General features: G+C 73.6%; 6 protein-coding genes. 4 read left to right on the top strand and 2 right to left on the bottom strand.

All coding sequences use genetic code 11. The features are described 5' to 3' along the window. Positions 1 to 122: 122 nt before the first annotated feature. Entirely contained in the window at positions 123 to 806 is a 684-nt protein-coding gene (locus ACFXB5_RS42140) for a DUF4232 domain-containing protein (protein ID WP_385218802.1), read from the top strand. Between the two features lie 38 nt (positions 807 to 844). Here ACFXB5_RS42140 and ACFXB5_RS42135 read toward each other — a convergent pair whose 3' ends face one another. Both ACFXB5_RS42135 and ACFXB5_RS42130 read right to left on the bottom strand, forming a co-directional pair. Further along, complete coding sequence (locus ACFXB5_RS42135) at positions 845 to 7,207, bottom strand: SDR family NAD(P)-dependent oxidoreductase (RefSeq protein WP_385218800.1); 6,363 nt, start codon at positions 7,205 to 7,207, stop codon at positions 845 to 847. Between the two features lie 82 nt (positions 7,208 to 7,289). Then, positions 7,290 to 8,636: a beta-ketoacyl synthase N-terminal-like domain-containing protein gene (locus ACFXB5_RS42130; protein ID WP_385218798.1), complete on the bottom strand. Its 1,347-nt coding sequence runs from the start codon at positions 8,634 to 8,636 to the stop codon at positions 7,290 to 7,292. 524 nt (positions 8,637 to 9,160) lie between these two features. On the opposite strand from ACFXB5_RS42130, the gene ACFXB5_RS42125 reads away from it, so the two are divergent. From ACFXB5_RS42125 to rocD, 3 genes are all read left to right on the top strand, one after another. Next, positions 9,161 to 9,652, top strand: coding sequence for an Lrp/AsnC family transcriptional regulator (locus ACFXB5_RS42125; protein WP_020866202.1), 492 nt, complete (start codon positions 9,161 to 9,163; stop codon positions 9,650 to 9,652). 134 nt (positions 9,653 to 9,786) lie between these two features. After that, positions 9,787 to 10,596 carry a dimethylargininase gene (ddaH, locus tag ACFXB5_RS42120; RefSeq protein WP_137981510.1) on the top strand — a complete coding sequence of 270 codons (810 nt, stop codon included), beginning with the start codon at positions 9,787 to 9,789 and terminating at the stop codon, positions 10,594 to 10,596. Beyond that, a complete protein-coding gene (rocD, locus tag ACFXB5_RS42115) occupies positions 10,596 to 11,867 on the top strand; it encodes an ornithine--oxo-acid transaminase (protein ID WP_385218796.1) in 1,272 nt (423 codons plus the stop codon). Before ddaH ends, rocD begins: the two co-directional genes overlap by 1 nt. The last annotated feature ends 167 nt before the right edge of the window (positions 11,868 to 12,034 follow it).

Raw genomic sequence — 12,034 nt, 5'->3', positions numbered from 1 at the left:
CGCGCCATACAGCTCTTAGGTCGGGGAAACGCGGGGGCCCACGGGGGCGGTGGTGCCGCCGAACCGGGGCCGTTGGGTCCACCGGGGAACAGCCCGCCGGGGTTGGGGGCTGTTTGAGCCGCATGGACACGGACGCGATCACCACACCCCGGGCGCCCCTCTTCCGGAGCGCCGCCCGGCACCGCCGAAGACGGCTGCTCGGCTCGCTCGCGGCGGCCGGTCTGCTCACCGCGTGCGGTACGCAGTCCTCGTCGGGAGTGGCCGCGGTGCCCGACGAGGCCACGTCCCGCCCGGCGGGCCCCACCGCCACCCCGGACACCCCCGCCCCCACCGCTCCCGCGGCCTGCCCCGACTCGGGGGTGCTGCTGCGGGCCGCGGAGGCCGACGCGGCGATGGGGCTGCGGGTGCAGCAGATCGAGCTGGTGAACTGCGGCACCCGCGCCTATACGGTGAGCGGCCATCCGTCCGTCCAGGTGCTGGACGAGGACCTGGAGCCACTGGAGGTCACGGTCAGCCACGGGGCCTCGGCCATCGCCACCCTCGACGGCTTCGAGACGGCCACCGGGCCGGTGCGGCTGAAGCCCGGCGAACGGGCGGTGGCGCGGCTGGCGTGGCGGAATCTGGTGACGGACGTGACGCGCCCCGCCGCCGACGGGCGCTATCTGAAGATCGCGCCGAACGGCGGCGGAGCGGACGCGCAGACCGTGCCCGACCTTGTCGACCTGGGCACCACCGGCAAGCTGGGCGTGAGCGCCTGGGCCCGCCCGGCCCCGGATCCAGCGGAGCGCCCGGACGCCCGTCCGTAGCCGCCCGCCGGTGGCGCCATGGCCATCCCACGGGCCCGTCAGCCCGGGGCGCCCAGCCGCTCCTCCGGCCGGTCGGCCGGATCGAGCTCCAGTTGCCGGGCGAGTCCGGCGGCCAGGGCCTCCACGGTCGGATGCCGCCAGACGAAGTTGCCCGCGAGCTTGATGCCAAGCCCCGTCTCCAGCCGCACCCGCAGCTCCATGGCGAGCAGCGAGTCGAAGCCGAGTGACTTGAGCGGGGTCCGCGGATCGAGGGTGGCGCTGCTCAGCCGCAGCACGGCTCGGATGTGCTCGGTGAGATAGGACTCCAGCGCGGTGCGGCGGGCCGGACCGGCGGGGAGGGCGGCCAGCCGGGCGCGGATGTCGTCGGTGCCCTCCCGGGGGGCCGCCGGGGTGTCGTCGCCGGGGAGCAGCGGGGCGAACAGGGAGGACCGGCGGCCGGTGGCGGGGATCCAGGTGGCCGGTTCGCCGGGGATCACCCCGGTCCGCACCCGCCGATGGGCCAGCAGGGCGCCGAGCGCTCGCAGCCCCTCGTCCGTGGGGATCGTCCGGTAGCCGCGGTCGGCGAAGCCGGTGGCCACTCCGGTCTCGCCCCACGGGCCCCAGTTGACCGCGAGGGTGGGCAGGCCACGCGCCGAGCGCCAGGCGGCGAAGCCGTCCAGCCAGGCGTTGGCGGCCGCGTAGGCGCCCTGTCCGGCGTTGCCGAGCAGGGAGGCCATCGAGGAGTACACCGCGAACCAGTCGAGCCGGTGTCCCTCGGTGGCCTGGTGCAGCCGCCACGCCCCGGTGGCCTTCGGCGCCCATACGCGGCGCAGCTGGTCCTCGCGGATGTTGGCCACGGCCGCGTCGTCGAGAACCATCGCGGAGTGGACGACGCCGTGCAGGGAGGCCCCCTCGTCGGCGGTGGCGGCGGCCACCAGCCGCTCGGCCGTGTCCGGGCGGGCGATGTCGCCGGTGACGACGGTGATCCTGGTGCCGGCGGCGGAGAGCTCGGCGAGCGTCCGCGCGGCGGCGCCGGCCGGTGCGGTCCGTCCGTTGAGCACCAGGTGACCCGCGCCCTGCCGGGCCAGCCAGCGGGCGGTGGCGAGTCCGAGACCGCGCAGACCGCCGGTGACGATGTACGTCCCGCCGTCCCGCACCGTGCGCGGCCCGTCGGGCAGCACCGCGTCGACCTGGCCCTCCTGCGGGATGGTCAGCACGAGTTTGCCGATGTGGCGTGCGCCGGCCATCTGCCGGAACGCGTCGGTGACCTCCGCGAGCGGATAGGTGGTGCAGCGCAGTGGCTTGAGGCGGCCCTCGCCGATCGCGGTGAGCACCTCGCGCAGCATCACCGCGTACTCCCGCGGGCGGTCCAGCTGGAGCTCCCTGAGGTCCACGGTGGAGAAGGTGATGTTGTGGCGCAGCGGGGAGAGTCCGAGCGGGGCGTCGGAGAGGATGTCGCGGACCCCGAGTTCGACGAAGCGGCCGAAGGGGCGCAGACACTCGAGACCGGCCCGGATGGCGGCCCCGGAGAGGGAGTTGAGCACCACGTCGACGCCCTCGCCCCCGGTGGCCTCCATGACCTCGTCGCGGAAGTCCAGCGACCGGGAGTCCATCACCCGGGCGATGCCCATCCCCCGCAGGAAGCGCCGCTTCTCCTCGCTGCCCGCCGTGGCCAGCACCTCGGCGCCCAGCAGCCTGGCCACCGCGATGGCGGCCAGCCCGGTGCCACCGGTGGCCGAGTGGATCAGCACCCGCTCCCCCGCGCTCACCCGGCCGATGTGGCGCAGCGCGTACCAGGCGGTGAGGAACGCGATCGGCAGCCCGGCGGCGGTGTGCGGGTCGAGGCCCTCGGGGAGGGGCGCGGTGCGGTCGGCGGGGACGACGGTGAAGGAGCCGAAGGCGCCACCGCGCACATCGGCCGCCACCACCCGGTCACCGGCGCGGAGGTGGTCGACGCCGGGGCCCACCGCGCTCACCTCGCCCGCGCATTCGAAGCCGAGACGGTAGCGGATGTCCTCGTCGCCGGGGAGCAGGCCCATGGCGGTGAGGACGTCACGGAAGTTCAGGCCCGCGGCGAGCACCCGCAGTTCCACCTCACCGGGTCCGGGCGGGCGGCGGGGGGTGGTGGTGAGCTCCAGGCTGCCGAGGTCGCCGAGGCGGCCGGCGCGCAGCCGGAAGCCGTCGGTGCCGCAGCGCACGGTGCGGGCGGCGGCGGTGGTGCGTTCGGTGTCGGTGAGGGGCGCGTGGTCCAGTTCGGCGGCGTAGCGGGCGCCGTCGCGCAGCGCGATCTCGTCCTCGGGGCCGTCGGCGAGGAGTTCGGCGGCGAGGGTGTCCGCGAGCTGGTCCGGGGCGGCCGGGTCGGTGTCCACCGAGGTGGCCCGCAGCTCGGGGTGTTCCAGGGCGAGCACCCGCAGAAGTCCGCGGAGCGCGCTCTGTCCGGGGTCGGCCGGGTCGCCGGGCGCCACGGTGCGGGCGCCTGAGGTGGCGGCGTAGAGGCGGGGCGGTTCGGGGAAGCGGGCGGTGAGTGCCTGGGCGGCGGCGAGCAGCCGGCGGGTGCGGCGCAGCCCGTCCTCCGCGCCGCCCCCGGTGGGGTGCGGGCCGCAGACGAACACCACGGCGCGCGGCCGTTCCCCGGGGCGGGTGAGCCGGTTGGTGAGGGCGTCGCGGAACGCGTCGAGCCCCTGGTCGGCCAGGGGCACCTCCCACACCCGGACGGTGGCTCCGGCGGCGCGCAGGGCGGTGGCCACCGGGCGGGCGGTGCCGTCCGCCTCTCCGACGACGAGCCACCGCCCCGGGGGCCGGGTGGCCGGGGGCCGGGCGGCGCGCCGCCAGCCGACCTCGAGGAACCACTGGTCGACCTCGGCCGCACGCTCCGCGGCCCGGTGGACGATGCGCAGCCCGTCGACGGCCAGGACCGGCCGGCCGTCCGCGTCGAGCAGTCGGACGTGGCCGACGGTGGCTCCGGGGGTGGTCTCGGCGAGCCGGGCGTGGCAGTACACGGCGGTCTCGGGGTCGCCGAGGACGCGTACGCATCGCATCCGCGCGGGCAGCAGCAGCCGCCGGTCCCCCTCGTCGAGCAGCCCGGCGATGAGCAGTTGAGCGCACAGGTCGACCAGGACGGGGTGGACACGCAGCCCGTGTCCGGGCTCGCGGGCGGCCTCGGGGATCCGCACCCGGGCCCAGAAGCTGTCGCCGTGGCGGGAGGCGGACACCTCGGTGATGCCCTGGAACGCCGGGCCGTGTGCCACGCCCCGGGCCCGCAGATTGGCGTACAGCGCTTCGGCCTCGATGGGCGCGGGATGACGCAGGGCGAGGGTACGGACGGAGGCGGCGCGGGAGCGCGGTGGTACGGCGAGTCTGCGGAGGACCGCGGTGGCCTGCCGCGCCCAGGCGCCGTCCTCGTCGCGCCCGAAGATCTCGCATTCGGCGCGGTCGGCGGCGGCGAGGGTCACCGTGGTGGACAGCTCGGTGTGATCGGCGAGCCGCAGCAGTTCACGGAAGTGCAGATCGGTGACCTCGACCTCCTCGGGCCCGGCGTCGAACACCTCGCAGGCGGCGGTGAGCGCGAGGGCGTAGGAGGCCGCGCCGGGCAGGACGGGGGCGCCGTGCACCCGGTGGTCGTCGAGCCAGGGCAGGGCCGCGGTGCCGGTGCGGGCGCGCCAGGAGTGGCGGACGGGGTCCCCGGGCACTTCGAGGTGCGCGCCGGGCAGCGTACCGGTCGAGGCGGCATCGGCGGGGGCGGGGAGCGGGGCGTCGGCCCAGTGGCGGGTGCGGTCGAAGGTGATGGGCGGTACGTCGGCGAGTGCGCCGTCCGGGTACAGCACGGACCAGTCGACGGGGACACCCGCGCAGTGCAGCGCGGCCAGATGGGTCCGGAAGGTGGTCGGCTCGTCCGCCTCGCGGCGGATTGTGGGCAGGACGACGGGGTCGTCCACCAGACCGGCGAGACCGGCGAGGACGGGGTGGGTGATGACCGGGTGGGGGGAGATCTCGACGTACACCAGGTGGCGGTCGGCCGCGGCGGCGGCGACGGCCGCGGAGAACCGGACCGGGTGGCGCAGATTGGCGCACCAGTAGTCGGCGTCGAAGGCGGGCGTGGTGTGCGGATCGTCGAGGACGGTGGTGTAGAAGGGCACGTCCGGGCGGCGGGGTTCGAGGTCGGCGAGGGCGGTGCGCAGATCGGCCAGGAGCGGGTCCACCTGGGGCGAGTGCGAGGCGACGTCCACGGCGATCGGCGCGGCGGGGACGGAGCGGGCCTGCCAGCCGGCAACGAGCCGTTCGACGTGTGCGGTGTCCCCGGCCACCACGGTGGAACCGGGCGCGGCCATCACGGCCACGGTGACGGCTTCGGCGGCGCCGCCGCTGTCGAGTTCGGCCTGCACCTCGTCGGCGCCGAGGCCCACCGTGGCCATGGCGCCGTTTCCGGCGACGCGGGTGAGCAGCGCGGAGCGGCGGCAGATCACCTTGGCCCCGTCGGCGAGGGAGAGCGCCCCGGCCACCACGGCGGCGGCGACCTCGCCCATGGAGTGGCCGATGACCCCGGCGGGCTCCACGCCATGGGCGCGCCAGGTGGCGGCGAGCGCGGTCTGGAGGGCGAACAGCACGGGCTGCACCCGGCCGCAGCCGGTCACCGGCGCACCGCTGCGGACGATGTCGAGCACCGAGAATCCGGACTCGGCGGCGATGAGGGCGTCGGCCTCGGCGAGCGCCTCGGCGAAGGCCGGTTCGGTCTCCAGCAGCCGCCGCCCCATGCCGGGCCACTGGGAGCCCTGTCCCGAGAACACCCAGATCGGCCGACGAGAGACCGCGGCGCCCACGGCCCCGCTCACCACGGCGGGGTGGGCCTGCCCGTCGGCGAACGCCCGCAGGGCGCCCACGAGTTCGGCGCGTGAGGTAGTGGTGACGCCGAGCCGTCCGCGCCCGGCGCCACGGCGCAGCGCCAGGGTGTGGGCGATGTCGCGCAGCGGGGTGTCCGCGCCGTCGCCCTCCACCCAGTCCGCCATCCGGCGGGCGGCGCCGGGCAGCACGGCCGGGGATCCGGCGGGGACGAGGAACACCCGCGGAACGGCGCGGGTGGCGGGCCGGGGGCGTGGCGGTGTGGGACGGGGCGCGGGTGCGGGTGGTTGTTCCAGGACCACATGGGCGTTGGTCCCGGAGAAGCCGAAGGAGGACACGGCGGCCAGCCGGGGGCCGGTCCGCACCGGCCACAGGGTGAGCTCGCGGGGGATGAAGAAGCGGGTCCCCTCGGCGGCGATGGCGGGATTCCACTGGGTGAAGTGCAGATTGGGCGGGATGTGTGCACGGCGCAGGCACAGCACGGCCTTGATCAGCCCGGTGACACCGGCGGCGGGCTCCAGATGGCCCAGGTTGGTCTTGACCGAGGCCAGCGCGCAGCGGTCGCGGCCGGTGCCGTAGACCTGGGCGAGGCTGGTGAATTCGACCGGGTCGCCGACGGGGGTGCCGGTGCCGTGGGCCTCGACCATGCCGACGTCGGCGGGGTCGACGCCGGCGCGGCCGAGTGCCTCCTCGTACAGGGCGCGCTGGGCGGCGGCCGAGGGCGCGGCGAGGCCGTCGGAGTGGCCGTCCTGGTTGACGGCCGAGCCGCGCAGCACGGCCAGGATCCGGTCCCCGTCGCGCAGGGCGTCGGTGAGACGTTTGAGGACGACGATGCCGCAGCCCTCGCCACGGACGAAGCCGTCGGCGGCGGCGTCGAAGGCGTGGCAGTGGCCGGTGTGCGAGAGCATGCCCATCCGGTCGAACGAGCGGGTGATCCGCGGCTCGAACATCAGGGTGACCCCGCCGGCCAGCGCCAGATCGCACTCCCCCGCGCGCAGCGCCTGGACGGCCAGGTGGACGGCGACCAGGGAGGACGAACACGCGGTGTCCAGGGCCACCGACGGGCCGTGGAGCCCGAGGAGGTAGGAGATCCGGCCGGTGGCCACGCAGTGCCCGTTGGCCAGGGCGGAGCCCTCCAGCTCTCGGGGGTGCCGGTCGAGCCGGTTCATGTAGTCGTTGTAGCTGAGCCCGGCGAAGACGCCGGTGGCGGTGGAGCCGAGCCGGTCGGGTGGCATTCCGGCGTGTTCCAGGGCCTCCCAGACCACTTCGAGCAGCAGCCGGTGCTGGGGGTCGAGGACGTCGGCCTCGCGTCCGGAGACGCCGAAGAAGTCGGCGTCGAAACCGGCCACATCGCGCAGATATCCGCCGCGTACCGGCGGTGCGGACGCGGGCCGGGCGGTCGTGGCGAGGTCGGCCGCCCAGAACGCGGCGCGCTCGGCGGGCGGTTCGCCGACGGCGTCGCGTCCGTCGGCCAGCAGCCGCCACAGGGCGGCGGGTGAGTCGGTGTCACCGGGGAGCCGGCAGCCCATGCCGACGATGGCGATGCGGCCGGGGGAACGGCCGGGGGCAGGAGTGTGCTGACGCATCGGGGTCTCCGTGGGTGGTGCTCGGCCCGGGGTGGGGGCCGTGAGGGGCCGTGGGGTGGAGATCGCCGCGGGGGTCACGGACTCAGGTGGCGTCCGGGCCGCCCAGCAGCATCGCGTGCTTCACGCCACCGATCTGGTAGTTGAAGCTGAGCGCGTGGTCGAAGTCGAGGGGACGGGTGCGGGTGCCGGGGACGGGGTCGAAGGGGAGTCCGTCCGCGGGCTGTTCGCAGTTGGCGGTGGGGCACACCTCGTCGAACTCCATCATCATCAGGGTCAGGGCGAGGCCGAGGCAGCCGGCGGGTGAGCCGTGGTGGCCGAAGCATCCCTCCTGGGAGGACATCAGCACGGCGGGGTCGGGGCCGTAGAGCTCCCTGATGGAGTTGGCCTCCATGGCGGTGACGGCCGCGCCGCCGTCGCTGGCGCCGTTGATGTACGGCACCTGCTCGATCCGCCAGCGGTCGCCCAGGCAGAGGCGTACGGCCCTGGCGAGCTGGGCGCCGGAGTCGTCGGCGGCGAGCGGGTTGGCCAGGCCGTCGCGGGTCATGGCGGCGGCGAGCACCTGGCCGTAGAGGTGGGCGCCGCGGCGCGCGGCGTGCTCCCTGCTCTCCAGGACCACGGTGGCGGATCCCTCGCCGTGGTTGATGCAGTCCGCGCGCCGGTCGTAGGGGCGCATCAGGGAGTCGAAGGACGGCAGCAGATCGGGCATTCCGGCGGCATCCATCGGGTCGTAGGCGTGCTGGGCGCCGTGCAGGAGCCGCTGGCCCTTCCGGATCAGGTCGACGTTGAAGACGTCGACGCCGGTCACCACCGCGAGGTCGGTCTCGCCGGCCGCGATGAGGCGGCGGGCGTTGCCGATCTGCACGGCGGCGGAGGAGCAGCCGCAGGAGACGGTGAAGCAGGGGCCGACGGTCCGGGTCAGCGCGCCCTGGACGACGGCCACGTCGGAAGGGGACACGGCCTGTTCGGCGGCGACGAACATCTCCAGGGCGTCGAGGGTGGTGGCGGAGTCGGGGTCGATGCCGAGCAGGGTGAGATAGCTGTCCACATTGGCGTCCACGCTGCCGCGGCCGACGAGCACGGCCGCCTCGCACAGATCGCCGGTGGCCAGGTCGAGTTCGGCGTCGGCGCACGCCTCGACGAGGGAGACCAGGCCGTAGCGATGGGCGTTGGTGTAGTGGCGGGAGAAGAATTCGGGGATGCCGGGGAGGCGCTCCTCGAACTGCTCGGCGCTCAGGTGCACCGAACCGTAGTGGCTGTCGTGCCGGTCGAGGACGGAACGGCCCCGGGAGGCGATATCCCACACCTGGGCCGCGGTGAAGACGGGTTCGGCGCCGCCCGGGAGGCAGAAACCCAGGCCGGTGACGACGGCGTCCCGTGGGTTTCCGGGGCCCCCGGGGGCCGGCCGGGATGGGGGCCGGCGCGGGCTCACGACGCCCTGCCGGATCTGAGGAGGGTCATGACGGTGGTCCCTTTCGCTCACACCGGAGTACGGGGCCGCCGGTACGGCGAGTCGCCGAATGCACGGTGAGACCGCCGGTATTCCGGAATCGCGGTTCAGGTGAATTCGGCGCGTGCGGCGCGGCGTTGGACGTACTCGAAGCCCTTTCCCCGTTGGATGGTGAGTCGTCTCCGTCGGGAGAGCCACTCATCGTTCGGAAAGGACGGGTGGAATAGTTGACGCTACGCCCGGAGGACAGGGGCCGGTAGGTGGTGTCGTATCACCGCGGTGGATTCGACCGTTCCGGCGCACCGCCCTTGTACCCCCGGAGCCCATACCGCGCGACCCCGGAGAAAAGGGGGCTCGTACCCCGGTTCACGCCCCCTCTTGTGGAATCTTTCTGAAAGAGCGTAGAGAAAAAGACGCCTCAGGCACTCACTGAGTATGGGGCGGTTTTGAGCACAGGGAAGAGGCCCCTTCACACAGGGGGCGAAAGACGCAAAGGGTGATAGATGATGACACACCAGTCCGTACCGTTCGACGATCTGGACCGCAAAATCGTTGCGGCGCTGGTCGCCAACGCCAGGACCAGCTTCACGGAGATCGGCGCCGCGATCGGGCTCTCGGCCTCCGCGGTCAAGCGCCGCGTCGACCGGATGCGGGAGACCGATGTGATCACCGGCTTCACCACCACGGTGCGCCCGGCCGCCCTCGGCTGGCGGACCGAGGCATATGTCGAGGTGTACTGCGACAGCGCCGCGCCACCCCGGCGCCTCGCGGAGGTCGTGCGCAACTATCCGGAGATCATCGCGGCCATGACGGTGACCGGCGGCGCGGACGCCCTGCTGCATGTCATGGCCACCGATGTGGAGCACTTCGAGGAGGTGCTGGAGCGCATCCGGGCCGAGCCCTTCGTCCGCCAGACGATCAGCTACATGGTGCTGTCACACCTGCTCACGGGCAGTGCGGAGGCCGGCGCGGCCCCTCCCGCGACCGCGACGCAATGAACCGCCACGAACCGGCCTCCGCACGCAGCATCGGTGCGCCGACGCGCAGTTTTCCTTTCTTGTCTCCCCTCTCCCCCGCTTTCTACCGTTGATTCATCCCCCCGGTCGCCCGCGGAAGCGAGAGGAATCCTCCGTTGCCCCTTACGCGTGTGCCGCGCCCCCGGCGCTTCCTGACCTGTGCCCCCAGATATTTCGATGTGCGGTATGCCATCAATCCCTGGATGCGTGAGGACACCGAGGTCGACACCGACCTCGCCCAAGCGCAATGGGAGACGCTGATCCGCGCCTACCGCGACCACGGCCATCGGGTCGAATTCATCGAGCCGGTGGCGGGACTGCCGGACATGGTGTTCGCGGCGAACTCGGCCCTCGTCCTGGAGGGCCGGGTCTTCGGCTCGCGATTCCACGCACCGCAGCGCCGGCCGGAACAGCTCGCCTACGAACGGTGGTTCAAGGCGGCCGGATTCGACGTCCATCCGCCGGAATCGGTGTGCGAGGGCGAGGGCGACCTGGTGCCGGCCGGGCCCTACGTCCTGGCGGGCACCGGCTTCCGCACCACCCGGGCGGCCCATCAGGAGGTGCAGGAGTTCTTCGGGGTGCCGACCATCAGCCTGCTGCTGGTGGACCCGTACTTCTACCACCTGGACACCGCGCTGTTCGTCCTCGACGACCGGAACATCGCCTACTACCCGGAGGCGTTCTCCCCCGGCAGCCGTGAGGTGCTGGGGCGGCTCTACCCCGACGCGCTGATCGCCACCCGCGACGACGCCATGGCCTTCGGGCTCAACTCCGTCTCCGACGGCCGCCATGTCTTCGTCGCGCCCCGGGCCACCGGGCTCATCGACCAGCTCACCGACCGCGGTTACGTCCCCGTCCCCGTGGACCTGTCGGAACTGCACAAGGCCGGCGGGGGCATCAAGTGCTGCACACAGGAGATTCGCTGATGACCGCCACCACCCCCATCTCCTCCGACTCCACCGCCCCCGGTTCCCGGCCGGCCGTCGCGAACCGCGCGGCTCGCTCCTCGCAGGAGCTGATCCACGCCGAGGAGACCTCGCTCGCGCACAACTACCACCCGCTGCCCGTGGTCGTCGCCGACGCCGAGGGCAGCTGGGTCCGGGACGTCGAGGGCCGCCGCTATCTGGACATGCTGGCCGGGTACTCGGCCCTCAACTTCGGCCACCGCCACCCGGCGCTGGTCGAGGCCGCCCACCGCCAGCTCGACCAGCTCACACTGACCTCCCGGGCCTTCCACAACGACCGGCTGGCCGGGTTCGCCGAGGGGGTGGCGGAGCTCACCGGGCTCTCCATGGTGCTGCCGATGAACACCGGCGCGGAGGCCGTGGAGAGCGGCATCAAGGTCGCCCGCAAGTGGGCGTACGAGGTGAAGGGCGTCGCCCCGGACCAGGCCACCATCGTGGTGGCGGCCGACAACTTCCACGGCCGTACGACGACGATCGTCGGATTCTCCTCCGACCCCGTGGCCCGCGACGGCTTCGGCCCGTTCGCCCCGGGCTTCCGCGTCGTGCCGTACAACGACCTCGCGGCGCTGGAGGCCGCCGTCGACGAGACCACGGCGGCGGTCCTCATCGAGCCCATCCAGGGCGAGGCGGGCGTCGTCATCCCCGATGACGGCTATCTGCGCGGGGTGCGCGAGCTGACCCGGCGCACCGGGACGCTGTTCATCGCCGATGAGATCCAGTCCGGTCTGGGCCGCACCGGCACCACGCTGGCCGTCGAGCACGAGTCGGTGATGCCGGATGTGCTGCTGCTCGGCAAGGCGCTGGGCGGCGGCATCGTGCCGGTGTCGGCGGTGGTGGCCGACCGTGCGGTGCTCGGGGTGCTGCGCCCCGGCGAGCACGGCTCCACCTTCGGCGGCAATCCGCTGGCCGCGGCGGTCGGCTCGGCCGTGGTCGATCTGCTGCGCACCGGTGAATTCCAGCGCCGGGCACGGGAGTTGGGCGAGGTACTGAGGGACGGGCTGGCCACGCTGACCGGCAAGGGCATCGTGGGCTACCGCTGCCGCGGGCTGTGGGCGGGCGTCGATGTGGACCCCGCGCTCGGCACCGGCCGCGAGGTGAGCGAGCGGCTGATGGCCGAGGGGATCCTGGTCAAGGACACCCATGGTTCGACGATCCGTCTGGCACCGCCGCTGACCATCACCCGTGAGGAGCTGGAGGGGGCGCTGGCGGCGCTGGAGAAGGTACTCGGCTGACCGAAGCTGACCGAGCCGATCGAGCCGAGCCGATCGAGCTGATCGAAACCACGAAGCGGGGGGGGGGGGGGGGGGGGGGTTGTGAGCGCGGCGCGCGGGAGGGCCTCAGATAGGACTGCAGAGTGTGAGAGGGGAGACCCAGCCGGGCGCGCTCGCTCGACCGAGAC

It is taken from the genome of Streptomyces sp. NPDC059455 (assembly GCF_042750115.1).
Classification (GTDB): Bacteria; Actinomycetota; Actinomycetes; order Streptomycetales; family Streptomycetaceae; genus Streptomyces; species Streptomyces endocoffeicus.
This window is presented reverse-complemented; position numbering and strand designations above follow the sequence as displayed.